The organism is Burkholderia sp. NRF60-BP8, assembly GCF_001522585.2.
Taxonomy (GTDB): domain Bacteria; phylum Pseudomonadota; class Gammaproteobacteria; order Burkholderiales; family Burkholderiaceae; genus Burkholderia.
This window is the reverse complement of sequence record NZ_CP013374.1, coordinates 774,772-799,664: the sequence shown is the minus strand read 5'-3', so window position 1 is coordinate 799,664 and position 24,893 is coordinate 774,772. Positions and strand designations below refer to the sequence as shown.

Genomic DNA, 24,893 nt, shown 5'->3' with positions numbered 1-24,893 from the left:
CTCGCCGAAAAAGATGTCTTTGGCCCCATGGAAAATCAAGAACTTGGCCGCTCACAACAACGCTGAAGTCACGAACACGATCACGGTCAGGCGTTCCACACGCCGGTCGCGGCGGCCGCACGCGCATAGTCGGCGAAATCGCGCGCCGGGCGCCCGAGGGTGGCCTCGACGCCGTGCGTCACCGCGCTGTTGCGTCCGTCGAGCACCACGTCGAACAGGTCGTCGAGCAGCGCGACGATCGGCGCCGGTACGCCGGCCTCGCGCAGCCCCGCGACGAACGCGTCGTGCGCAATCTCGCGATAGGCGATCGGCCGCCCGGCAGCCCGTGCGATTTCGCCGACCGCTTCGGCGAACGTCAGTGCGCGCGGGCCCGTGACCTCGATCACACGGTCCGCGAACCGCGCATCGGTGAGCGCGGCCACGGCCACGTCCGCGATGTCGTCCGCATCGACGAACGGCTCGGGCACCGCGCCGGCCGGTAGCACGACTTCGCCGGCCAGCACGCCGTCGAGCAGATAGCCTTCGGAGAAGTTCTGGTTGAACCAGCTTGCACGCACGACACCCCAGCCTACGCCCGACGCCTGCAGCGCAGCCTCGGCGGCCTGCGCACGCGGCTCGCCGCGCCCGGACAGCAGCACCACGCGCTCGACGCCGCGCTCCCGCGCGAGCCGCGCGAATCCGGCGATCGCGTCCGCCGCACCGTCGACGGCCAGATCGGGCTGATAGGTCACGTAAGCGGCCGACACGCCATCGAGCGCGGCCGGCCAGGTGTCGGGCGCCGTCCAGTCGAAGCGCACCGCCGACGTGCGCGACACCGGTCGCGTCGCGAGGCCGCGCGTGCGCAGCCGGGCATCGACGCGGGCGCCCGTCTTGCCCGAACCGCCGACGATGAGAATGGGAAGTGCCGACATGTGCGTCTCCTTTTTGAAAAAAACACGAGAATGTCTCGCGTTTTAAAAACACGATAGACTCTCGCATTAATAACGTCAAGTTTTTCGGGAGGCGGCATGGGCCGGCAAAAATCGGGGCAGAGCGACGAGCCCGACACGGCGGCGGACGCGCCGGCGCGTGCGCGGCTGGTACCGACGCAGCAGCGCAGCCGCGAGCGGTTCGAGCGCATCCTCGCGTGCGCATCGGAAGTGATGATCGAGAAAGGTTGCGACGCGTTCCGGATGAGCGACATCGTCGAACGCACGGGCATTTCGTTCGGGTCGCTGTATCAGTACTTTCCGGACAAGGCGGCCGTGATCGGCACGCTCGCGGAGCGCTACAACGAGGTTGGCCACGACTGCGTGCGGCGCGATCTCGCCACGATGAAGACGCTCGACGACCTGCACGGCACGCTCGCACGCATCACGGACAGCTACTACCGGATGTTCGTCGACGAGCCGCTGATGCGCGACATCTGGCGCGCGACGCAGGCCGATCGCGCGCTGCAGGAACTGGATCGCGCGGACGGCGAATTCCTGGCCGGGCTGTTCGCGGATGCGCTGGCGGAAGTCGCGCCCGACACGACCCGCGCGCAACGCAGCGCATTCGCGGAACTGATGATGATCCAGATCGCGGCGGCCGTGCGCCATGCGATCACGTTGCCGCCGAAGGCGGCGCGGCAGCTTCTGTCGATGTTCAAGCGCGCGTTGCCGCGCGACCTGTCGATACTCGACGCGTAATCCCGCCGCGCGTGCCACACAATGCACACGGCCGCCCGAAGGCGGCCGCGCGAAGAGGCACCGATGCGCCGCTTACTTGCCGTAGTCGTACACCCCGCGTCCCGTCTTCCGCCCGAGGCGCCCCGCCGACACCATCTCGCGCAGCAGCGGGCACGCGCGATACTTCGGATCCCCGAAGTCCTTCAGGAACACGTCCATCACCGCGAGGCACACGTCGAGCCCGACGAGGTCGGCCAGCGCGAGCGGCCCGATCGGGTGGTTCGCGCCGAGCTTCATCCCCGCGTCGATCTCCTCGGCCGACGCGATACCTTCGGCCAGCACGAAGAACGCTTCGTTGATCATCGGCACCAGGATCCGGTTCACGACGAAGCCCGGCGAATTGCGCACGCCGATCGGCGATTTGTCGAAACGCTCGGTCAGCGCGCGCACGGCCGACGCGGTCGCGTCGCTCGTCTGCAGCCCGCGGATGATCTCGACGAGCGGCATCAGCGGCACCGGGTTGAAGAAATGCATGCCGAGGAAACGCGACGGATCGGCAAGCGGCGCCGCGAGCGCGGTGATCGAGATCGACGACGTATTGGTCGCGATGATCGCGTCGGGCCGCGCGACCGACTCGATCTGCTTCAGGATGCGGCCCTTCAACTCGACGTTCTCGGTCGCCGCTTCGATCACGATGTCGACCGCCGCGAGCTTCGCGTAGTCGGTCGACGTCGCGATGCGCGCGAGCGCCGCATCGCGCGCGGCCGCGTCGAGCTTGTCCTTCGACACGAGCCGCTCGAGGCTGCCCTTCAGCGTCGCGAGGCCCTTGTCGAGCGCGGCGTCGCTGACGTCGATCATCACGACGTTCAGTCCGGCAACGGCCGCGGTTTGCGCAATGCCGTTGCCCATGGTTCCGGCGCCTACGACGCCGACGGTTTCGATGGTCATGACGATTCCTGTGTATTCGGATGCCGAGCGGTCGATTATCAGATGTTCTCGAAGATCGCGGCAATCCCCTGGCCGCCGCCGATGCACATCGTCACGAGCGCGTAACGGCCGCCGATACGCTTCAGTTCGTACAGCGCCTTCACCGTGATCAGCGCGCCGGTCGCGCCGATCGGGTGACCGAGCGAGATGCCCGAGCCGTTCGGGTTGACCTTCGCGGGATCGAGGCCGAGTTCCTGCGTGACCGCGCAGGCCTGCGCGGCGAACGCCTCGTTGGCTTCGATCACGTCGAGATCGGCGATCTTCAGGCCCGCGCGTTCGAGCGCCTTCTGCGTGGCCGGCACCGGACCGATGCCCATGTACGCAGGATCGACGCCCGCGTGCGCATACGCGACGAGGCGGGCGAGCGGCTTCACGCCCTGCGCGCGCGCAGCGTCCGCGCTCATCATCAGCACGGCAGCGGCCGCGTCGTTGATGCCCGACGCGTTGCCGGCGGTCACGGTGCCGTTTTCCTTCGCGAACACCGGCTTGAGCTTCGTGAAATCGTCCGCGCTCGCGTCGTGCCGCACGTGCTCGTCGGTGTCGAACGCGACTTCGCCCTTCTTCGTGCGGATCGAGATCGGCAGGATCTGATCCTTGAAGCGCCCTTCCGCGATCGCGCGCGCCGCGCGACGATGCGATTCGAGCGCCAGCGCATCCTGCGCGTCACGCGAGATGTCGTACTTGCGGGCGACGTTCTCGGCCGTCACGCCCATGTGGATCGTCTGGAACGGGTCGTGCAGCGCGCCGAGCATCATGTCGACGAGCTTCGCATCGCCCATGCGCTGGCCGAAGCGCGCGGCCGGCACGGTGTACGGCGCACGGCTCATGCTCTCCGAACCGCCGCCGATCGCGACGTCGGCGTCGCCGAGCATGATCGTCTGCGCGGCCGACACGATCGCCTGCAGGCCCGAGCCGCACAGGCGGTTCACGGTGAGCGCCGGCGTGTGCTGCGCGACGCCGCCGTTGATCGCCGCGACGCGCGCGAGATACATGTCCTTCGGCTCGGTGTTCACGACGTGGCCGAACACGACATGGCCGACCGAATCGCCCGGCACGTTCGCGCGCGCCAGCACTTCGGCGACCACCTTCGCGCCGAGATCGGTCGGCGAGAAATCCTTCAGGCTCCCGCCGAAATCGCCGATCGCGGTACGGACACCGCTCACCACCACGACTTCCTTCGCTGCATTGCTCATCGTCTCACTCCGGTTCGTTCACGCCCACGGGGCGCGGGGATGCGTTGCGTTACATGTTCGGATAATTCGGCCCGCCGCCGCCTTCGGGCGTGACCCACACGATGTTCTGCGCCGGGTCCTTGATGTCGCAGGTCTTGCAGTGCACGCAGTTCTGCGCGTTGATCACGAGCCGCTCGCTGCCGTCGTCGTTCTTCACGAACTCGTACACCGCCGCCGGGCAGAACCGCGCCTCCGGCCCCGCGTACGTGCGCAGGTTCACGTTCACCGGCACGCTCGCGTCCTTCAGCGTCAGGTGCGCCGGCTGGTTCTCCTCGTGGTTCGTGTTCGAGATGAACACCGACGAGAGGCGATCGAACGTCAGCTTGCCGTCCGGCTTCGGATACGCGATCGGCTCGCACTGCGACGCCGGCTTCAGCATCTCGTGGTCCGCATGCTGGTGATGCAGCGTCCACGGCACGTTGCCGCCCATCACCTTCTGCTCGATGCCGACCATCAGCGTGCCGAGGTACAGGCCCTTGGCCATCCACTGCTTGAAGTTGCGCGCGCGGTACAGCTCCGTGTACAGCCACGATTGCTTGAACGCGTCCGGGTACGCGTTGAGTTCGTCCGACTGCCGGCCTGCCTGCACCGCGTCGAATGCGGCGTCGGCTGCGAGCATGCCCGTTTTGATCGCCGCGTGGCTGCCCTTAATCCGCGACGCGTTCAGGAAGCCCGCGTCGTCGCCGATCAGCGCGCCGCCCGGGAACACCGTCTTCGGCAACGACAGCAGACCGCCGGCCGTGATCGCGCGCGCGCCGTACGACACGCGCTTGCCGCCTTCGAGGAATGCGCGGATCGACGGATGCGTCTTGTAGCGCTGGAATTCCTCGAACGGCGACAGGTACGGGTTCGTGTAGCCCAGGCCCACCACGAAGCCGACCACGACCTGGTTGTTGTCCATGTGATACAGGAACGAGCCGCCGTACGTATCCGACTTCAGCGGCCAGCCGGCCGTGTGGATCACGAGGCCCGGCTTGTGCTTGGCCGGATCGATTTCCCACAGCTCCTTGATGCCGATCCCGTACGCCTGCGGATCGGCGTTCGCGTCGAGCTTGAATTTCGTGATCAGCTGGCGGCCGAGATGCCCGCGGCAGCCTTCGGCGAACAGCGTGTACTTCGCGTGCAGCTCCATGCCGAGCTGGAAGTTCTCGGTCGGCTCGCCGTCCTTGCCCACGCCCATGTTGCCGGTCGCGACGCCTTTGACCGAGCCGTCGTCGTTGTAGAGAATCTCGGCAGCAGGGAAGCCCGGGAAGATCTCGACGCCGAGCGCCTCGGCCTGCTGGCCGAGCCAGCGCGTGACGTTGCCCAGCGAAATCACGTAGTTGCCGTGGTTCTTGAAGTTGTCCGGCAGCGCCCAGTTCGGCGTGGTCACTGCGCTTTTCTCGGACAGGAACAGGAAGCGGTCTTCCGTGACCTCGACATCGAGCGGTGCGCCGCGCGCCTTCCAGTCGGGAAACAGCTCGGTGATCGCGCGCGGGTCCATCACTGCGCCCGACAGGATGTGCGCGCCGATCTCGGAACCCTTCTCGAGCACGCACACGCCGATCTCGGTGCCTTTCTCGGCGGCCAGCTGCTTGAGCCGGATCGCCGCCGACAGCCCGGCGGGGCCGCCGCCGACGATCACGACGTCGTATTCCATCGATTCGCGCGGGCCGTATTGCGCGAGCAAGTCCTGTGTGGTCAAAATCCTGTCTCCTCCTGCTGCATCCCGACCGTCAGCCGGTCAGAACTGGTCTTCCGTCAACGCGAGCACGCTCTCGTTGCCCTTCGCGCCGACGATCGACGCTTCGAGCGCGCCCGCCTGCACCAGCACGTGCTCCGCATAGCATTGTGCGATCGCGATCTTCGCGTCGAAGAACGCGACGTCGTTCGCGCGGTTCGCGTGCGCGGCCACCAGCGCGCGCGCCATCTGCCACCCGCACAGCACGACGCCCGCCAGCTTCAGGTACGGGACGCTGCCCGCGAACACCGCGTTCGGGTCCTGCTTCGTGTTCGCCAGCACGTAGTCGACCACCGCCGACAACGCGCGCGCCCCCTTCTCCAGTTGCGCCTTCATCGAAGCGGCCGCCGCACCGTCGATCTTGCCGAGCGCCGCGACCGTGTCGCCGATCTCCGCAATCAGCGCCTTCGCCACCGCGCCGCCGTCGCGCATCGTCTTGCGGCCGACCAGGTCGTTCGCCTGAATCGCGGTCGTCCCTTCGTAGATCGCCAGGATCCGCGCGTCGCGGTAGTACTGCGCCGCGCCCGTCTCCTCGATGAAACCCATCCCGCCGTGCACCTGCACGCCCAGGCTCGCGACGTCGTTCACCATCTCCGTGCTCCAGCCCTTCACCACCGGCACCAGGTATTCGTAGATGGCCTGATGACGCGCGCGCGTCGCCTCGTCCGGATGGCGATGGGCGATGTCGCTGTGCGCGGCAGCCACATACGCGAGCGCCCGCGCGCCTTCGGTCAGCGCACGCATCGTGCCCAACATCCGGCGCACGTCCGGGTGATGGATGATCGTCACCGACTGCTTGGCCGAGCCGTCCACCGGACGGCTCTGCACGCGTTCCTTCGCGAATTCGGCCGCCTTCCGGTACGCGCGGTCGGCCACGCCGATCCCTTGCATCCCGACGCCGAAGCGCGCCGCGTTCATCATGATGAACATGTATTCGAGGCCGCGGTTCTCCTCGCCCACGAGATAGCCGATCGCACCGCCGTGATCGCCGTATTGCAGCACCGCCGTCGGGCTCGCCTTGATCCCGAGCTTGTGTTCGATCGACACGCAGTGCACGTCGTTGCGCGCGCCGAGCGAGCCGTCGTCGTTGACCAGGAACTTCGGCACGATGAACAGCGAGATGCCCTTCACGCCTTCCGGCGCGTTCGGCGTGCGCGCCAGCACCAGGTGGACGATGTTGTCCGCCATGTCGTGCTCGCCCCACGTGATGAAGATCTTCGTGCCGAACACCTTGTACGTGCCGTCGCCCTGCGGCTCGGCGCGCGAGCGCACCAGCGCGAGATCCGAGCCGGCTTGCGGCTCGGTCAGGTTCATCGTGCCGGTCCATTCGCCCGAGATCAGCTTCGGCACGTAGCGCTGCTTCTGCTCGTCGGTGCCGGCCGTCAGCAGCGCCTCGATCGCGCCGTCGGTGAGCAGCGGGCACAGCGCGAACGACAGGTTCGACGCGTTCAGCATCTCGATGCACGGCGTCGCGATCAGCTTCGGCAGCCCCTGGCCGCCGTATTCGGCCGGATGCTGCAGCCCCTGCCAGCCGCCTTCGACGAACTGACGGAACGCTTCGCCGAAGCCCGGCGTCGCGGTCACGACGCCGTCCTTCCAGCTGCTGGGGTTGCGGTCGCCTTCGACGTTCAGCGGCGCCAGCACCTCGCCGCAGAATTTCGCGGACTCGTCCAGCACGGCCTGCGCCGTGTCGTAACCCGCATCCTCGAAGCCCGGCAACTGCGCAATGGCGTCGATACCCGCGAGTTCCTTCAGCACGAACAGCATGTCCTTGACGGGGGCGTTATAGCTCATGGTCGATGTTCCAATCAGGCGGTGAATAGGGGGCGCCACGGGGTCCGATACGGCAAAACCGGCCAAGCCGGGCGACGCGATGGGCCATCCTAACGCCGGGCATCCGGATGCCCATTGTCATATCCGGCCCACATGGTGACAAAACCGGCCACGTCGCGTGCCGGCGGACACCACCTCCCCGGCGGCGAACGCCCGCCGGACGGGCGTCGGCGCCCGGTTCGTCGGTATCGGCAATCGCGGTGATGCGCGCCAACAGGAAACGACCGGCGGCACGCGCGCCTGCCCGGCTCGCGCGACGAAGGAAGCCGGTTATGGGAGTGTCCGCTCAAAAACCGGCCGTGAAAACCACAAAAGGAGCCGGTTATGGGATTGAATCCGTGCACGCGCGAATCCGCGACGCTCAACCCCGCGCCCGCATCACGCCCGGCGCCGATACGTCCCCGGCGTACTGCCGGTCCAGTGCCGGAACGCGCGATGAAACGCGCTCGGGTCGTCGAAGCCGATATCCGCGCCGATCGCGGCGATCGTGTCGGGCGTATCGGTCAGCCGCTGGATCGCGATATCGCGCCGCAGTTCGTCCTTCAGCACCTGGAACGTCGTCCCTTCGGCGGCCAGATGGCGGCTCAGCGTCCGCACCGAACAATGCAGGTGCTCGGCCGCCTGGTCGATCACGGGCAGATCCGGCAGCGCCGCCGACAGGTACTGCCGCACCCGATGGCACACGAGCTGTTCGCTGAACGATTCGAAGATCCAGTCGCCGGGCGCGCGCGCGAGGAATTTGCGCAGGTTGCGCTTGCTCTGCCGGATCGGCGCGTCGAGGTAATCGGCGCTGAAGCGCATCAGCGTGCGCTCGCGGTCGAACTGCACCGCGCCGGTGAAGAAGTACAGGTGATCGACCGCGTGGCGGGGCCGCGGGCACGCGAACTCGATCTGCAGCAGCGGAATTTTCTGCCCGATCAGCCAGGAGCATACGCCGTGCACGAGCTTGAGCATCAGCTCCTGGCCGAGCGCGCCGATCGGCCCGATGGCCTCGTTCGGGCGCAGCAGCACCTGCGCGACGAGATCGTCGCGCTTCGATTCGACGAAGAAGTCGTCGAGCAAGATATGGAAGAATTGCCCGAAACGATGCAGCGCCGTTTCGAGGTTGCGCGCATCGAGCAGGCTCAGGCACAGATACTTCAGCGTGCCGCCGCGCAGCGGGCGCGAGAAGATGCCGGGCATCTCGTCGTCGAGATCGATCGCGAGCGTGCGGTACAGCGTCGAGAACTGTTCCTCCGTCACGCGCGCGTGCAGCTCGCCGAGCAGCTCGATCGGAATGCCGGCGCCGCGCAGGTAGCGTTCGACCACGTCGCGCTGCACGCCCGCGCTCGCGAGAAAGCCGTTGACGAGCGAGATCGGCACCGTCGCGCTCGGCGACGGCAGCGCACGCCCGGGCCGGGCGGAAAGTGGATCTGAGCCGGTCATCGCGTCCCCGTCGATCGAACCGAGCGCATTGTACTTGAGCGGCCCGCGCGCCGCCTTCGTGGCTTTCCGCGCACCGGGCCGCGCAGCCGCGGCCGCGCGACGCGTCGCCCTCATCAGTCGGTGCGGCTGAGTTCGCGGCGCAGGATCTTGCCGACCGTCGACTTCGGCAACCGGTCGACGAATCGAACCCACTTCGGCACCTTGTACGCGGCCAGGCTCGCGCGGCAATGGGTAACGATCTGCGCTTCCGTCACGTCGGCGTCCGGCGCCAGCACCACGAACAGTTTGACGGCCTCGCCCGTGCGCGGGTCCGGCACGCCGATGCACGCGCATTCGGCCACGCCCGGCAGCGCGGTCGCCACCGCTTCCACCTCGTTCGGATACACGTTGAAGCCCGACACGATGATCATGTCCTTCTTGCGGTCGACGATCCGCAGGAAGCCGGCCGCGTCGAACACGCCGACGTCGCCGGTGCGGAAATAGCCGTCCGCCGTGAACGCGGCCGCATTCGCGTCCGGCTTCTGCCAGTAGCCGCTCATCACTTGCGGCCCCTTCACGCAGATCTCGCCCGCTTCGCCGATCGCCACCTCGCGATCCTGCTCGTCGAGCAGCTTCACGTCGGTCGACGGCAGCGGCAGGCCCGTGGTGCCCGTGAACCGGTCGATCGATTGCGGGTTGAACGACACGACCGGCGACGTTTCCGACAGCCCGTAGCCCTCGCGGATGAAATTGCCCGTCACCGCCTTCCAGCGCGACGAGATCACGTCGATCACCGCCGCGCCGCCGCCGGCCGACAGCTTCAGCCGCGACCAGTCGACCTCCTTCAGGCGCGGATGGCCGGCAAGCCCCGCGTACATTGTGTTCACGCCGACGAACACCGTCGGCCGCGCGGCCTTCAGCACGTCGACGAACCCGTCCATGTCGCGCGGATTCGCGACGAGCCAGTTCTGCGCGCCGATCGCGAAGTAGGACAGGAAGTTCACCGTCAGCGCGAAGATGTGATACAGCGGGATCGCGGTGACGACGACCTCTTCGCCCGGCTGGCGCGCATCCGGCACGATCGCCGCGAACTGCGCGATGTTCGCGACGAGGTTGCGATGCGACAGCGCCGCGCCCTTCGACAGGCCGGTCGTGCCACCCGTGTATTGCAGCAGCAACAGGTCCGCGCCGCTCAGCGCAACCGGCTCGCACGCGAGCGATTCGCCGGCGGCGATGGCTTGCGCGAGCGCGGTCGAACCGGGCGGCAGTGCGTCGCACGTGCCGGCCGGCGCATCGACGACGCCGAGATCCTCGCGCCCCACGCTCAGCACGGTGCGCACGCGCGTGCCGCCGACCACCTCCGCGAACGTGCCCATCGACCCGCCGCAGACGACCGCCGCCTCGACTCCCGCGTCGTTGAGCTGATGCTCGAGCTCGCGCGCGGTGTAGTGCGGATTCACGTTGACCTGGATCGCGCCGATCTTCGCGACGGCGACGAACACGACCGGAAACGCCAGCACGTTGGGCAGCATCACGGCGACGCGATCGCCCTTGCGCACGCCGACGACCTGCTGCAGATACGCGGCCAGCGCGGTCGACAGGCGGTCGACGTCGGCATAGGTGAGCGTGCGGCCGAACGCATGGAACGCCGGACGCTCGGCGAAGCGGCGCATCGCGTCGTCCAGCAGCGCGCTGACGGAAGGATGGCGATCGGCGTCGATCTCGGCGGGGATCGAGCCGTACGACCCGGTCCAGTGTCTGTTCGTCATGTCTCGCTCCTCGGGGGACGGCACGCCGGCATGCGCGCCGTTCGCACGGCGGCCTGCACGCCGGAAGGACGCGGGCCGCCGCCTGAGCGGCGACTATCGCCCGCGCGACGCGCTTTGCAAATGATCCGGCCGGCCGAAAACATGATCGAAACGGACACGCGCATGCAGGTGCCCACGTCGCTTCGCACGGCGAACGCCCGTCCGGTCGGGCCGTCCCGTCGGCACGTCAGGGTGAACCCTGTGGCGAACGGAATCGTTCCCGCGCAGAATGGCAAGCCGTCAACGATATCGATTCGGACGCAGGATCCCCATGTCGCGCAGTGCGCTGTTGAAACCGACGGACGCCCGTCCCCCCCGGCTGCCCGACGCCGAAGCCGCCCACGCGTTGCGCGAGCAGCGCTTCACGCCGGCCAAGCTGGCCGTGCTGGTCGACGTGGCCGCGCAAGCCGGCCTCGACCCGGCGACGGTGCTCGCCGGCACCGGCCTCGCGCCGGCCGATGTCGCGGACCCGTTCACGCTCACGTCGCCGCTGCAGTTCCTCACGGCCGCGCGCAACGCGGTCGGCCGGTACGACGGCACCGACCTCGGCGTGCGCGTCGGCCGCCTGCTGCACGCATCGAGCTACGGCATGTACGGCTACGCGATGCTGTGCTCGGAATCGCTCGCGCGCGCGTTCGATGCGGCCGTCAAATATCATCGGCTCGCGAACGGGATGCTGCCGATCCGCTGGGTCGAACACGGCGACACCGCGTCGTGGCTGTTTCCGGACCGCCACGAAGTCGCGCTGCCCGATCTCGACGAGCCGCTGTACCGTTTCCTGATCGACATGCAGTTCGCGCTGCACGTGACGATCATCAAGGACGTGATGGGCGGATGGTGCGTGCCCGCGCGCGCGCAGTTCGCGCAGCCGCGGCCGCCGCATGGGGCGCTGCTGGCCGACGCGCTCGAATGCCCGATCGCGTTCGACCAGCCGCATCACGTGCTCAGCTATCCGGCGGCCTGGCTCACGCGCGCGCCGCAGCTCGCGAATCCGATCACCGCCGCGCAGGTGTCGTCGCACTGCGCGCAGTTGCTCGACGAATTGCGCAGCCGATCGGGTATCACGCGACGCGTATACGAGGAGCTCACCCGCACGCCGGGACAATTCCCGGACATCGACGCGATCGCCGAAAGCCTGTGCATGACCTCACGCACGTTGCGCCGCAAGCTCGAAGCCGAAGGCACGTCGTACAGCGAACTGCTGACGAGCGTGCGCAAGGCGCTCGCGATCGACTACCTCGGCACGACCACGCTCAGCACCGAGGACATCGCGCTGACGCTCGGCTTCAGCGATGCCGTGGGATTCCGCCACGCGTTCAAGCGCTGGACCGGCACGACGCCGAGCGACGTGCGGCGCAAGCGCGGCCGATGACGCCGCCGATCGCGGTCAGCGTGCGTCGCCCGCCGCCGGCGACGCCACCGCCAGCGCAAACTCGAACACCGCGCCGCGCCCGGGCCGGTCGACGAGCCGGATGCCGCTGCCGTTGAGCGCCAGCATCCGGTGCACGATCAACAGGCCGAGCCCGCCGCTCGTCGCCGTGCCGACGCTCATCGGCCGCTGCGGCCGCTGGAACAACCCTTCGCGCCGCGCCGCCGGAATCCCTTCGCCGGTATCCGACACGGTCACGACCACGCAGTCGCCCTGCGGTTCCAGCGCGATTTCGACCTCGCCGTGCGAAGGCGTGTGCCGCAGCGCGTTGTCGAGCAGGTTGGTCAGCACGCGCTCGATCATCCCGAGATCGGCCGACACGGCCGGCACGCGCGGCGGAATCCGCGCATGCAACGCGACGCCGCGCGACTGCGCGGCCAGCTCGAATTTCTGGAACACGTCCTGCACGAGATCGACGAGCGAGAACGGCTCGCGCTCGGCCTGCACGCCGCCCGATTCGAGCCGCGCGAGTTCGAACAGCGCCTGCGCGAGCCGCCCGACCTTCGCGCTCTGCGCGAGCGCGATCGACAGGTAGCGCCGCCGCTCGGGCTCGGCCAGCGTGTCGGCCTTCAGCGACAGCGTCTCCAGATAACCGTGCAGCGACGTGAGCGGCGTGCGCAGGTCGTGCGAGATGTTCGTGATCAGTTCGCGCCGCTGCTGGTCCTGGCGCGTCAACGCGCGCCACTGCTCGCCGATCCGGTCGGCCATCTGCGCGAACGCGGATTCGAGCACCGCGATGTCGTCGCCGCGGCGGCCCGGCGGCAAGCGCAGCACCGGCGGCGGCGCGTCGAGCGCGCCGGGCGCGGCGTTCGCGTCGAAGTCGCGCATCGCGGCCGTCAGCCGGCGCAGCGGGCGCGTGATGAAGCCGAATGCGACGAGGCCCGCCAGCAACCCGAGCAGCGCGACGATCGCCATCGACCACAGCGTCGTGCGCAGCACGTTGCCGGCATCGACGCGAGCGGCGAGCCGGTCATGTGCCTCGCCGAGCAGCACCACGTAGATGTAGCCCGACGGCGGCTGCCCCGCGCGCTGCAGCGGCGCGGCGCTGAACACCTTGCGCGCGTCCGGGCTGCGCGGATCGTCGCCGAGAATCGGCAGCGGCTGGCCCGCGATGAAGCGCTGCACGGGCGCGAGATCGACGCGGTCGCGCTTCACGTGGCCCGGTGGCGCATCGTCGCCCTTGATGCGCCCGGCGTTGTCGAGCAGGTACACCTCGACGCTCGGGTTCACGCCCATCAATTGCCCGAACAGCGTGCGCACGGCGTCGGGACGCAGCCCGTTCGCGTCCATCAGCGGCGCGCTGCCGGCGATGTTGGCGGCCAGGTCGCGCGACAGCGCCTGCACGACTTCCTTCTCGCGCATGTCGTTCGCGCGGATCTGCAGCCATGCCGACGCGCCCGAGCACGCGAGCAGCAGGATCGAGAACACGAGCGACAGCCGCCGCGTGAGCGTGAGCTTCATCATGCGTCCGGCGCGGCGAGCTTGTAGCCGCGTCCCCACACGGTGAGGATCCGCACGGGCTCGGCCGGATCGGCCTCGATCTTCGCGCGCAGCCGGTTGATGTGGGTGTTGACCGTGTGTTCGTAGCCTTCGTGCCGGTAGCCCCACACGGCGTTCAGCAGGTCCATCCGCGAAAACACCTTGCCCGGATGCCGCGCGAAGAAATACAGCAGATCGAATTCGCGCGGCGTGAGATCGATGCGTACGCCGTCGACGCTCGCCTCGCGCGCGATCGGATCGATCGCCAGCCCCGCGACGTCGAGCGTGCCCGCGTCGATCCGCGAATCGCGCGCGAGCGCATCGACGCGCCGCAGGAGGGCCTTCACGCGTGCGACGAGTTCGAGCACCGAGAACGGCTTCGCGAGGTAGTCGTCGGCGCCGAGTTCGAGGCCGAGGATCCGGTGCACCTCGCTCGACCGGGCGCTCGTGATGATGATCGGCGTGTAGCGCGTCATCGCCCGCGCGCGCCGGCAGATTTCGAGGCCGTCGACGCCGGGCAGCATCAGATCGAGGATCAGCGCGTCCCAGCCGCCCTGTTCGAGCAGGCGCAACCCTTCGGCGCCGTCCGCGCTGTGCACGACCTCGTAACGCTCGTCGCGCAGATGCAGGCTCAGCACGTCGGCGATGTCGGCGTCGTCCTCGACGATCAGGATGCGTTTCGGGTTGTCCATGGCGGTGGGCGGCGGTACGTCGGAGCGGAGCTCGGTCACGGTTGTCGGGCGGCGATCACGGCCGGCGCGAAGCGCGGCGGAAGGCCGCGTTGCCGTCATTGTGCAAAATTTCGGGGCGGCCAGGGATCACATTTCGTTTATGTTTGCGCCGCGCGTGCGCCGTCGGCCCACGCCGTCACGGGCGGGCGCGGCAATCTGGCCCTTGAAACGCGATGTCGGGCACGCCAGGCAACACGCTCGATCGACAGCGAAAGGTTCGCCGGCCGGCGTTTGGCAAGCGCGGAGGGCCGCGAAGGGTTTCAGTACGGAATCCGTGCGGCTCGCTTAGGCGCTCCCGTCATTGCAACGGGTATCTCGCGGGCGATTCGACGCACAACGTGTCCGTAGCACCGAATCGGTCGGATCGGCGTGTCGTGGGGTGGCAACCGAACCAGGCGATATGGATGAGGTTGAACGAACGCGCGCCACGCCGTCGAGCGCAATAACGGACGAAAAATGTGTCTGGCAGCCTCGGGTACCGGCGTCGCCCCTTCGTCAACCACTCGATTCCGGCGGCACGATCCGGGCATCGGCCGCCCGCGACTCGCCTCTGCGTTCCGCATCGCGCATGCGCTCCGTGAGTTCACGTAATCGCTCGGCAGGAATTTCGTCGTGTTCCATCCCTTCGCGGCCGTCACCCCCGGCGCTACGCCAGAACTTCGCGCGACGCGGCCCGGTCGACGAAATGTCGGACGCAATCCCATCGACGATCGACTTCAAATTCGATGTCGAAGGAGGTGCGTTGTCGACTCCCTCCGTTTGCATCCGCGCGATCCACTCGATCGTCATCGCATCGTTCCTGCTCACGCCTGCCATGCGGAAAATGCAGGGCTCACTTTGCGAGCGATCGGCTCGGAGCAGCACCGTGCGCAGGAATCCCTTCGCGAATCCGATGCTGCTGAATTGCCAGTCGGCATCGCGCTCGACAAGGGCATCGTTGACGGTCTGCTGCATCGAAACGTGATCGGTATATCCCGCATAGCCTTTCGGCTCGCCGGGAAAGTACTGAAAATCCAGCGATGGCGATGCGTCCGGTCGCGGTATGCGTGCTGCCGCCTGCTTTTGCCTGCTGCGCCGGCTGTCGTTCACTGCCGCCACGAACGCAATCAGACCGGCGCACGCGCCGATCAGGACGGCAAGGACCGTCTGCTTCATCGTTTGCTCTCGACGCGCGCCGCGGCCGGATCGCTTTCCTTTTTGAGCGAGCGTGCGTAGGCGTCGTCTGCGCCGACGTTCAGCGCCATGGCTGCATCGAAAAGCGCCGTGACGGCAGCTTCATCGTCGCCCGACGCACAAATTTTCTCGGCTTTCGCGATATACCGCTGCTGATCGTCATAGACGGGCTGATCGATGGTTTTGTCCGCAAGCGCGCCGTTCACCTGCGTCCTGTACAGCGCGAGACTTGCCGCGCATTTCGATCCGGCCGGCTTGCAGGCAAGCATGGCCAGACATAGCAGGAGCGCGCAACAAAGCTTCATCGATCGAGGCCTCTCTCAATACCGCAAGAACGTCCACCGCTTCACGAACGGCTACAACGACTGGTCGTCGATCGCCACGAGCTGCCAGCACGATCCCGACCGCTGGAAGCGATAGCGAATCTTGTGGTCGTTGTCCGATCCGGCATATTCGACATGGCCGGTCGTCTTGTCGTCCTGAGTGACGCGAACGACCTTTCCTTCCCGCCTGGCACGCTCGATATCCATCATCAGCGGGTAGGACGCCTTTTGCTCGGTGACGTGTCGGGTCACCGGTTTGGGCTCCGGCCGGGCGGCGGCATCGATATCGGTGACGGCGAGAGGCCAGCGGGTAAACCGCGCCTGGATCGAAATCCTGCCGGAAAACGCCTTGACGAAAGCGCCGAGTTCGCTGGCGGGACAGACCGACGGGTCGAGCAACGGCGCCTTGTCCGACGCCGCTCGGCCCGGCTCCGCGTAGGCCGGCCCGCTGAGCCGCGTGACCGCCAGCACCTTTTCGACAATGCGGCTGTTTCCCTTCATGTAGGTCGTCGCCGAGATGTCACACACCGCGTTCTGCCCGCATTCCTTTTGCGCCCTGGACTCGGCTGCGGAGTCCGCTTCGAAGAAACACGTCGGCTTGCCGTCCTTCTCCGTCGAAGAGCCGGCCATGCCGGAGCCGGAGCTGAACGTGCCGCTGCAAACGAAGAATGTCGGGGGAGAGGGAGCGGTCGCGGAGCGGGCCGATGACTGGTCGGCCATCGCCTCGCCCGCTACCGCGACGAGCGTCACGGCCGACCAGCCCATTAACAGTTGGATGCGAGACATAAGCGGCCGCCTCATTTTGAAATTTCATTCGACCATGAATTTGCGGTCAATCCTATCGTGAATGCATCATCTTCGATTGTTAAGAACTGCAAAATCAACCGGAAATTTTCCACAATAAACTTCGATGCCGCGAAGTGATATAACGCAACGAGTCTTCAAGGACATTGCGCAGAGGAAGCATCGACAATGAAAACGAATGGACTCCTTTCTATTGCGGCGGTTGCGCTCGCCGGGCTCTCGTTGCCGACGCAGGCGTTCGCGCAGACCTATCCGTGCGGGGGGCCCGGTCCCGGCGAGCGGGTCGTGGGCATGACGCAAGGCGGTCCCGGCGTCGCGCCGAGCCCGCTATGCGCTCCCGACGATAGCGATTCGGCGCCCTCCCGCTCTTCCGGCAGGAAGGAGCCCGAACACGGTGACGGGTGGCTTCGCTACGAAGCCGAAACGCCGTCGAACACACGATATACCGCCGTTGCCTGGCATCAAGATGCCGCCGACATCTGGGTCGTCGGCAATTTTGTCTATCGCAACGACGCCGCGCTCGCGGCAGTAGCCGCCTGCAACGCCGTGATGGGAAAGGGCTGCGAACTCGCCGGCACATGGTGGAATTCCTCGGTCACGATCGTCCGTGACCGGTATGGTTCTTTTGCCATGGGTTGGGACGGCAACGGCGGTGCTCAAAGCAAACAGACGATGGCCGACTGCTCGGCACACCAGCTCTTGCCATGCGAGGTATTTGCCACGATCGCCCTGGGCAGCCGGCGTTCGCCCGATGTCTCGGTCCGCAAATTCTATGCGGTCTCCGCGTGGGCTACCGATGCGGCGGGAGACGACGGAAAGCTTTATGTTGCGAGCGGGTATCGCAAACTCGAGGATGCGACCAACGCTGCCATCAAGGCCTGCGGCGACGCCACCAGGACCGCGTGCAAGAGCAATGCGCTCACCGGCAACGGCGTCATTCTCGCCTACCGGCTGAATGGCGGAGAAATCAGCGCGACCTCCGAAACCTCGGCGGCGCGTGCGCGAGCGGCCGCTCAGGCGGCCTGCAACAAGCAGGCGAACACCAGCTGCGAGATTCAGGCCGTGTTCGACAGCCGCCGGCCGGGCCTCTTCGTCCACGACTTCAAGACCGGTCAGACGCGCTAACGGCAGGTGTCGTTGCCGAGTGTTTGCGGGGCTGCGATCAGGCGCCGATCCAATTTGGTCGGACCGCCTTCGCGTCATGTTCGTGCCCGTGAGCGCAGCGCACGGCTCGAGTCGGCCGACGGTAGAAACCGGGCGTCGGCCAGCGCCGCCGGCTTCGTCCGCCGCTCCGTCGCCATCCGCATGGCCGCCGACAGATCAACGACGCTGCACCATCCGGCGGCTGATCGCGAGCCATTCGCGGATCGCACCCTCGCGCGCCGAGCCCCGGCGCCAGAGTATGCCGAAGCGCCGCGGTTCGGTCGGCTTCGGCAACGCGAGCCGCACGATCCTCAACCGCTCCGCGAGCGGCGACGCAATGTCCGGCACCAGCGACACGCCCAGCCCGCGCTCGACCATCATCGCGATCGCCAGCAGCGAATTGATCTCGAAGCGTTCGTGCGGATCGATCCCGTGATCGCGCAGATAACGGTCGGCCTGCTTGCCGCCGCCGAGACTCCGGTCGTAGCGAATGAGCGGCTCCTGGCGCAGCAGGTCGTGCGCGTCGCGCGCGGCGAGCGCCTGCGGCGCCAGCACGACGAGCGGCTCGATGCGCAACAGTTCCCAGACCATGCTTTTCGGCAGCGCGAAACTCGGATGCAGACAGACCGCCGCATCGTGATCCCCTCGCCGCACCGACTCGTAAAGCTCCGCCGACGTACCGGACTGGATCAGCACCCTCAGCCGCGGATGCTGGGTCGCGAACTGTGCCAGCACGTCGGGCAGGATACTGTGCAACGCGGTGTTGATCGCGCCGAGACGCAATTCCCCGGACAGCTGCGCATCGTCGGCCGCGACCGATTTCAGGCCGTCGAACTCGCGGACCAGCCCGCGCGCACGCTCGAGCACGCGGTAGCCGGCCTCGGTCGGCCGCACCGATCGCCCGGCGCGGGCGAGCAGTGCCACGCCCAGCTCCCGCTCCAGCACCCGCATCTGCAAGGCAACCGCGGCGGGCGTGAGATCGAGGCGGCGAGCGGCCTGCGCCATCGAGCCCGTATCGGCGACGAGCACGAAGCTCTTGAGGAACACGATATCCATAAAGATAGATTTTCTATCGTTTGAAGGAATCAAACCTGTATTCATCGAGTGTAGCGGGGTTTCTATACTGGCCGCATGAAAAGCAAACTGTTTGTTCCCTGCTCCCGTCCCGACCTGTTCGACAAGGCCCTGAACGGTGCCGCCGACGCCGTGTCGTTCGATCTCGAGGACGCGGTCGCCGACGACCGCAAGGATGCCGCGCGAGCCGCGCTGCGCGCGCGGCTCGACCAGCCGCTGCCGGCGACGAAAACCATCGTGGTGCGCGTGAACGCGCTCGGCACGCGCGGCTTCGACACCGATCTCGACGCGGTCGCGCGCTCGGGCGTCGCGATCGTCAACCTGCCCAAACCCCGCGACGCGGACGACGTGCGCGCAGCGGCGGCCGCCCTCGAACGGGCCGAGCGCCGCAACGGCGTCGCGACGCCAATCGGGCTCCTCGTCAACATCGAAACGCCGCGTGCGCTGCGGCTCGCATCCGAACTCGCGACGGCCCATCCGCGCGTGATCGGCTTGCAGCTCGGCCTCGGCGACCTGTTCGAACCGCTCGGCATCGATCGCCGCGAAACCGCGGCGATCGTGCCCGTGATGCTCGCCGTACGCGCCGCCGCAGGCGAGGCGGGCATCGCCGCCTACGACGCCGCGTTCGCCGACATCGCGGACATCGACGGCTTTCGCAGCGAGGCGAGGCTGGCGCGGCGCCTCGGCTTCGCGGGCAAGAGCTGCATCCATCCGACGCAGGTCGGTATCGCCAACGACGTGTTCCGGCCGACGCTCGACGAAATCCATGCGGCATTGCGGGTGCTCGACGCGCAGCGGCAGGCCGCCATCGACGGCCGCGGCGCGTACGTGGTCGACGGCCGGATGATCGACGCGCCCTTCGTCGCCCGCGCACGCGCGATCGTCGACGAGGCGATTGCATTCGGCCTGATCCCCCCGCCCGACACCGCGCCGCAACCTGCTCGCATCGCACCATGACCCGACCTTTCATCGACGCGCCCGCCCCACCGGAAACGCCCCGTTGCGGCCACGCCGGCGCCGGCCCGCTCGCCGGCATCCGCGTACTCGACCTGAGCGCGTACATCGCCGGCCCGTACGGATGCACGTTGCTGGCCGATCAGGGCGCCGACGTGATCAAGATCGAGCCGCCCGCCGGCGACAACCTGCGCAACTATCCGTCGACGCTGGACGCGCAGAGCCGCGCATTCCTCGGCGTCAATCGCGGCAAGCGCGGGATCGTGCTCGATCTCAAGCAGCCGGCCGGTCGCGAGGTGCTGCTCGAACTCGTCCGCGACGCCGACGTGCTGGTCCACAATTTCCGGCCGGCCGTCCCCGCGCGGCTCGGCATCGACTACGCGCAGCTTCGCGAACGCAATCCGCGCCTCGTCTACTGCGCCGTCAGCGGCTACGGCGAATCGGGCCCGCTGCGGGACAAGGCCGGCTACGACCAGGTGCTGCAGGCGATGACCGGCATGTGCGCGCTGCAAGGCGAACCCGGCGCGCCGCCGTCGATCGTGTACGGCTCGGTCGTCGACTATTACGCGGCATCGCTCGTCGCCGCAGGCGTCGCGTCCGCGCTGTACGAACGGACCCGCAGCGGCGCCGGGCAGTATGTGGGCATCTCGCTGCTGCGCGCCGCACTCGCGATGCAGTCGGCGCGAATGGTCTGGGCCGAGGGCGAGACGCGCGACGTCGGACGCGACATGCGGTCGGGTGGCGTCACGGGCCTGCATCCGACCCGCGACGGTTATCTCTACCTGTCCGCGAACACGCCGCATTTCTGGCGCGCGTTGTGCGTGAAGGTCGGCCTGCCCGCGCTCGCCGACGATCCGCGCTACGACACGGTGCGCAAGCGCGCCGACGCGCACGACGCGCTCGTCCCGCTGCTGCGCACCGCACTGCTGGCCCGCACCGCCAGCGAATGGGAAATCGTGTTCGGCGACGACGTGCCATGCGCCGCGGTACGCGAGATCGAAGACATGTTCGACGATCCGCAAGTCGACGCGGAACGGCTCGTCGCCGATTTCGACCATCCTGCAGCCGGCCGCTATCGCGGCTTCTGCCGACCGATCGCGTTCGAGCGCACGCCGGGCCCCGATCCGTTCGGCGCCCCGGCGCTCGGCGAGCACTCGGACGACGTGCTCGCCGAGCACGGCTACGATGACGAACGGCGCGCCGAGCTGCGGCGTCGCGGCGCCATTCGCTGAAGCGGCATCCTGCCGGCAGAACGCCGGCAGAACGACAAGACTCACCCGGAGACGCCATGAGAAGACGTACGTTCCTCGCCCTGCTCGCCGCCGCGAGCCCATCGCACGCGCGTGCACCCGGCCCCGCGGCGGCCGAAACGACGACAAGGCCGGCGCACGCTGCGCCGCCGCTCGCGTGCGACGCGCACCTCCACGTCTTCGACCGCCGCTTTCCGTCCGAACCCGGTGCCGAGGTCTACACGCATGCGACGGCGACCGACTACCAGCGCGCGATCCAGGCCAGGCTCGGTACCACGCGCGCCGTCGTCGTCACGCCGCGTGCGTACGCAGCCGACAACAGCGTGACGCTCGATGCGATACGGCAGCTCGGCGCGGACCGCACACGTGGCGTCGGCGTGGTACGCACGGACGTGACGGACGCCGAATTGCGCGCGCTCCACGACGGCGGCATCCGCGGCATCCGGTTCACGCTCTATCGCCCCGAGCATGCACCCACGCGTTTCGACATGGTCGAGGCGTTGTCCGCGCGCGTGCATGCGCTCGGCTGGCACGTGCAGCTCCATTGGACGGCCGACCAGATCGCCGCACACGAGACGCTGCTCATGCGCCTGCCGTCGACCATCGTGTTCGACCATATGGCGCGCCTGCCGCAGCCGGTCGGCACGTCGCACCCGGCGTTCGCGATCGTGCGCCGCCTCGTCGACCAGGGCCGGGCCTGGGTCAAGCTTTCCGGGCCGTACCTCGATTCGCGCGTCGGCGTGTCCGGACGGTTCGCCGACGTCGACGCGCTCGCCCGCGCATGGGTCGCCGCGGCGCCCGAGCGACTGGTATGGGGCAGCGACTGGCCGCATGCGACGGAAACCGTCCCACCGGACGACGCGCGGCTGTTCGATCAACTCGCGGACTGGGTGCCCGATGACCATCTGCGCGAGCGGATCCTCGTCCGCAACCCGGCCCAGCTGTACGACTTCCCCAGCTGAGCGCCACACCGCCGCAGCGACGAAGCGTCGACACGCATCGCCGACATGACAAACATCAACAGGAGACATGCATGCGCCTCGCCGATTCCCCGCCTCGTGCGGCCCGCATCCGCCTGACCGACGCGACGATTCGCGTGTTCGAGCGCACGATTCCCGATCCGTTCGTCCTTGCGCTGCTGATCACGGCGTTCGTCGCCGTGCTGGCCGTCGCGATCGCGCCGCGCGCGACGCCGGCCGCCATGATCGGCGGCTGGACCAAGGGATTCTTCGACATCCTCACGTTCACGGCACAGATGGCGCTCGTGTTCGCGACCGGGCACGCGCTGGCCCATGCGCCGCTCGTGCAGCGCGGCTTCCGCGCGATCGTGTCGCTTGCGCGCACGCCGGCCCAGGCAGCGACGCTGGTCTTCCTGTCGGTGGCCGTCACGTCGTTCGTCAACTGGGCATTCGGCCTCGTGATCAGCGCGCTGCTGGCGCGCGAAGTCGCGAAGCGGCTGCGCGTCGATTTCGCGTGGATCGTCGCGTGCGGCTTCTCGGGGTGGGTCGTGTGGGCGAGCGGACTGTCGAGCTCGATCGCACTCGCGCAATCGACGCGCGGCAGCGCGATGAACGTCGTCGAGAAGCTGACCGGCCATGTGCTGCCGTTCAGCGAAACCGTGCTGACCCGCTTCAACCTGGCTCCGACGCTCGCCATGCTCGTGCTGACGCCGGCGCTGCTCGTCTGGCTCATGCCCGGTCCTGCCCGCACCGAAGCACTGCCGCTCGACCTGCAGCCCACCCCGGCTGCGCCCGCTTCCGCCGCGGCCGGCGACGCCGGCCGCCGCTCGCCGGCGCAGTGGCTCGAACGCTCGTGCGTGCTCAGCGTCCTGGCCGGGCTGTTGGGCCTGTCGGTGCTGGCGCTGACCTACGCGGGCCGCATTCCGCTCGCCGGCGTCAATGTCGTGATTCTCGCGATGCTCACGGCGGGCGTGCTGCTCCACGGCCACCCGCTCGCCTATGCGCACGCGATCAAGCAGGCAACCGCGCAGACGGGTTCGCTGCTTGTTCAATATCCGTTGTACGGCGGCATCATGGGGCTGATGGACGCGACCGGCCTGCCGGGCGTCATCGCGCATGGCTTCATCGCGATCGCGACCGCCGACACGCTGCCGTTCTGGAGCTACGTCTGCTCGCTCGCGATCACGTTCCTGATCCCGAGCGGCGGCGGACACTGGGCCGTACAAGGCCCCTTCGTGGTGCCGGCCGCCGTCGCGCTGCACGCGTCGCTGCCCGCGACGACCATGGCTGTCGCAATGGGCGAACAGGTGTCGAACATGATGCAGCCGTTCTGGGTCGCACCGGTAGTCGCGATGGCCGGCATCGGCGTGCAGCGGGTGCTCGGCTACACCGCGCTGACGTTCTTGCTCGGCGCGATCGTCTACGGCTGCGCGCTGCTGTGGCTCGTCTGATGCGCGCGGAGGCACGATGAATCGCAGAACGTTTCTCGCCGCGCTGGGCGCGGCCGCCGCCCGCCCCGCCGTCGCCCAGGTTGCGCCGGCCACGCCCACCCTGGCGCACCGACTGGCCGACTATGCCGCCGCGCTGAACTGGGAGGCACTCGACGCGACGACGATCGAAACCGCGAAGGCGCACGTCATCGACGCGCTCGGCTGCGCACTGGCCGCCCATGATGCGCCGCCCGTCGCGATGTGCCGGCGCATTGCGACGACGGCCGCGGGGCCGGCGACGCTCGTCGGCACGCGGCGTCGCTCCACGCCCGAGCTGGCCGCGTTCGCCAATGGCGCGGCCATCCGCTACGAGGATCTCAACGATCTGTACGTGGGCGCCGAACCGGGCCATCCGAGCGACAACGTCGCGCCGTGCCTGGCCGTCGCCGAAGCCGAACGCGCGAGCGGCCGCGACCTGTTGCTCGCGATCGTCCTCGCGTACGAAGTCGACTGCCGGCTGCTGGACGCCGCGAACATCACGAGCCGCGGCTGGGATCATCCCGTCTACAGCCTGCCCGCCGTCGCGCTGGCGGCAGGCAAGCTGATGCGGCTCGATCGCAGCCGGATGGAACACGCGGTCAATCTGTCGCTCAGCGGCCATCTCGCGATGAACCAGACACGCGTGCAGCAACTGTCCGACTGGAAAGGCCTCGCGGACGCGTCCGCGTCGCGCGACGGCGTGTTCTCCGCGCAGCTCGCTCGCGAAGGCGTAACCGGGCCGGCGCCGATCTTCGAAGGCCGGGCCGGGCTGTTTCAGCAGGTGTCGGGCCCGTTCGCACTCGACGTCGCATCGTTCGGCGGCCCGCAACGCGCGTTCCGGATCGATGCGTGCGCAATCAAACCCTATCCGGCCCAGGGCTACACGCTGACCGCGATCGCTGCCGCGATCGACCTCGCGACGCGCATCGGCGACCCCGCGCGCATCCGCGCGATCCATATCGACACGACGCACATGGGCTACGTGACGGCCGGCCGCGATCCCGAAAAGTGGCGGCCCGAGACGCGCGAGACGGCCGACCACAGCCTGCCCTATATCGTCGCTCGCGCGCTGCTCGACCGTGACATCACGCGCGACAGCTACGCGCCGGCCGCGTTGCACGATCCGGCCGGTCGCGCGCTGATGGCCGTCACAACAGTCTCCGAGGATGCGCGCCTCACCGCGATGCAGCCGAACGCGATTCCGAATCGGCTGACGGTGACGCTCGACGACGGTCGAAAGCTCGAACGGCAAGTCGACACGTTGCCCGGCTTCCCCGGTCAGCCGACGTCGCGCCCCGATACTGAACGCAAGTTCCGGCACAACGTCGCGGGGCGTCTGTCGGACAAGCGTGCACGACACGCGCTCGACGCCCTGTGGGCGCTCGATGCCCGCACCGATCTCGACGGACTGCTCGCCCTGCTGGCCGTCGAATCCCGCTCGTGACTTGCGCCAAGCGCCGATCGACGGATGC

The 24,893-nt window shown here is 68.0% G+C and carries 21 protein-coding genes; 8 read left to right on the top strand and 13 right to left on the bottom strand.

The window, feature by feature from the left end; translation table 11 throughout:
- Positions 1 to 86 precede the first annotated feature (86 nt).
- The gene (locus tag WS54_RS33220; protein ID WP_059785295.1) at positions 87 to 911 is read right to left on the bottom strand and encodes an NmrA family transcriptional regulator; all 825 of its coding nucleotides are present in this window, start codon (positions 909 to 911) and stop codon (positions 87 to 89) included.
- Between the two features lie 96 nt (positions 912 to 1,007).
- Between WS54_RS33220 and WS54_RS33215 the strand changes: the two genes are divergently transcribed.
- Complete coding sequence (locus WS54_RS33215; RefSeq protein ID WP_059785297.1) at positions 1,008 to 1,670, top strand: TetR/AcrR family transcriptional regulator; 663 nt, start codon at positions 1,008 to 1,010, stop codon at positions 1,668 to 1,670.
- A 72-nt stretch (positions 1,671 to 1,742) separates the two neighbouring features.
- Here the strand turns inward: WS54_RS33215 and WS54_RS33210 are convergent, their stop codons facing one another.
- The 6 genes from WS54_RS33210 to WS54_RS33185 all read right to left on the bottom strand — a co-directional run bounded on the left by WS54_RS33210 (position 1,743) and on the right by WS54_RS33185 (position 10,594).
- Positions 1,743 to 2,597 (bottom strand): 3-hydroxybutyryl-CoA dehydrogenase, encoded by an 855-nt coding sequence (locus WS54_RS33210; protein WP_034209387.1) that lies wholly within the window; start codon positions 2,595 to 2,597, stop codon positions 1,743 to 1,745.
- Positions 2,598 to 2,635: 38 nt separating this feature from the next.
- Positions 2,636 to 3,829, bottom strand: coding sequence for a beta-ketothiolase BktB (bktB, locus tag WS54_RS33205; RefSeq protein ID WP_059785299.1), 1,194 nt, complete (start codon positions 3,827 to 3,829; stop codon positions 2,636 to 2,638).
- 49 nt (positions 3,830 to 3,878) lie between these two features.
- Entirely contained in the window at positions 3,879 to 5,507 is a 1,629-nt protein-coding gene (locus WS54_RS33200) for an electron transfer flavoprotein-ubiquinone oxidoreductase (RefSeq protein ID WP_442861328.1), read from the bottom strand.
- Between the two features lie 84 nt (positions 5,508 to 5,591).
- A complete protein-coding gene (locus WS54_RS33195; protein ID WP_059780327.1) occupies positions 5,592 to 7,382 on the bottom strand; it encodes an acyl-CoA dehydrogenase in 1,791 nt (596 codons plus the stop codon).
- 417 nt (positions 7,383 to 7,799) lie between these two features.
- Entirely contained in the window at positions 7,800 to 8,960 is a 1,161-nt protein-coding gene (locus WS54_RS33190; protein WP_059780328.1) for an AraC family transcriptional regulator, read from the bottom strand.
- Positions 8,960 to 10,594 (bottom strand): AMP-binding protein, encoded by a 1,635-nt coding sequence (locus WS54_RS33185; protein ID WP_059780329.1) that lies wholly within the window; start codon positions 10,592 to 10,594, stop codon positions 8,960 to 8,962. Before WS54_RS33185 ends, WS54_RS33190 begins: the two co-directional genes overlap by 1 nt.
- Positions 10,595 to 10,904: 310 nt before the next feature.
- Between WS54_RS33185 and WS54_RS33180 the strand changes: the two genes are divergently transcribed.
- The gene (locus tag WS54_RS33180; protein WP_059780330.1) at positions 10,905 to 12,005 is read left to right on the top strand and encodes an AraC family transcriptional regulator; all 1,101 of its coding nucleotides are present in this window, start codon (positions 10,905 to 10,907) and stop codon (positions 12,003 to 12,005) included.
- Positions 12,006 to 12,020: 15 nt separating this feature from the next.
- Here the strand turns inward: WS54_RS33180 and WS54_RS33175 are convergent, their stop codons facing one another.
- From WS54_RS33175 to WS54_RS33155, 5 genes are all read right to left on the bottom strand, one after another.
- Positions 12,021 to 13,523 carry a sensor histidine kinase gene (locus tag WS54_RS33175; RefSeq protein WP_059780343.1) on the bottom strand — a complete coding sequence of 501 codons (1,503 nt, stop codon included), beginning with the start codon at positions 13,521 to 13,523 and terminating at the stop codon, positions 12,021 to 12,023.
- Positions 13,523 to 14,233, bottom strand: coding sequence for a response regulator transcription factor (locus WS54_RS33170; RefSeq protein ID WP_059780331.1), 711 nt, complete (start codon positions 14,231 to 14,233; stop codon positions 13,523 to 13,525). Before WS54_RS33170 ends, WS54_RS33175 begins: the two co-directional genes overlap by 1 nt.
- A gap of 534 nt (positions 14,234 to 14,767) precedes the next feature.
- Positions 14,768 to 15,427 carry a hypothetical protein gene (locus WS54_RS33165; protein ID WP_059780332.1) on the bottom strand — a complete coding sequence of 220 codons (660 nt, stop codon included), beginning with the start codon at positions 15,425 to 15,427 and terminating at the stop codon, positions 14,768 to 14,770.
- The gene (locus WS54_RS33160) at positions 15,424 to 15,714 is read right to left on the bottom strand and encodes a hypothetical protein (protein ID WP_059780333.1); all 291 of its coding nucleotides are present in this window, start codon (positions 15,712 to 15,714) and stop codon (positions 15,424 to 15,426) included. The genes WS54_RS33165 and WS54_RS33160 overlap by 4 nt, the downstream gene beginning before the upstream one ends.
- An 87-nt stretch (positions 15,715 to 15,801) precedes the next feature.
- On the bottom strand, positions 15,802 to 16,554 hold the full coding sequence (locus WS54_RS33155; RefSeq protein ID WP_059780334.1) for a hypothetical protein: 753 nt from the start codon (positions 16,552 to 16,554) through the stop codon (positions 15,802 to 15,804).
- A gap of 186 nt (positions 16,555 to 16,740) precedes the next feature.
- On the opposite strand from WS54_RS33155, the gene WS54_RS33150 reads away from it, so the two are divergent.
- The gene (locus WS54_RS33150) at positions 16,741 to 17,697 is read left to right on the top strand and encodes a DUF4189 domain-containing protein (protein WP_059780335.1); all 957 of its coding nucleotides are present in this window, start codon (positions 16,741 to 16,743) and stop codon (positions 17,695 to 17,697) included.
- 195 nt (positions 17,698 to 17,892) lie between these two features.
- On the opposite strand, the gene WS54_RS33145 is transcribed toward WS54_RS33150, so the two are convergent.
- Positions 17,893 to 18,771 carry a LysR substrate-binding domain-containing protein gene (locus WS54_RS33145; RefSeq protein WP_082725026.1) on the bottom strand — a complete coding sequence of 293 codons (879 nt, stop codon included), beginning with the start codon at positions 18,769 to 18,771 and terminating at the stop codon, positions 17,893 to 17,895.
- 75 nt (positions 18,772 to 18,846) lie between these two features.
- Here WS54_RS33145 and WS54_RS33140 point away from each other — a divergent pair, with 75 nt between their 5' ends.
- The 5 genes from WS54_RS33140 to WS54_RS33120 all read left to right on the top strand — a co-directional run bounded on the left by WS54_RS33140 (position 18,847) and on the right by WS54_RS33120 (position 24,865).
- Complete coding sequence (locus tag WS54_RS33140; RefSeq protein WP_059780337.1) at positions 18,847 to 19,746, top strand: HpcH/HpaI aldolase/citrate lyase family protein; 900 nt, start codon at positions 18,847 to 18,849, stop codon at positions 19,744 to 19,746.
- On the top strand, positions 19,743 to 20,975 hold the full coding sequence (locus WS54_RS33135) for a CaiB/BaiF CoA transferase family protein (RefSeq protein ID WP_082725027.1): 1,233 nt from the start codon (positions 19,743 to 19,745) through the stop codon (positions 20,973 to 20,975). The genes WS54_RS33140 and WS54_RS33135 overlap by 4 nt, the downstream gene beginning before the upstream one ends.
- Before the next feature lie 56 nt (positions 20,976 to 21,031).
- Positions 21,032 to 21,955, top strand: a complete 924-nt coding sequence (locus WS54_RS33130) for an amidohydrolase family protein (RefSeq protein ID WP_082725028.1) — start codon at positions 21,032 to 21,034, stop codon at positions 21,953 to 21,955.
- A 71-nt stretch (positions 21,956 to 22,026) separates the two neighbouring features.
- A complete protein-coding gene (locus WS54_RS33125) occupies positions 22,027 to 23,403 on the top strand; it encodes a TIGR00366 family protein (protein ID WP_059780338.1) in 1,377 nt (458 codons plus the stop codon).
- A gap of 16 nt (positions 23,404 to 23,419) precedes the next feature.
- Positions 23,420 to 24,865, top strand: coding sequence for an MmgE/PrpD family protein (locus tag WS54_RS33120; RefSeq protein WP_059780339.1), 1,446 nt, complete (start codon positions 23,420 to 23,422; stop codon positions 24,863 to 24,865).
- Positions 24,866 to 24,893: the final 28 nt, after the last annotated feature.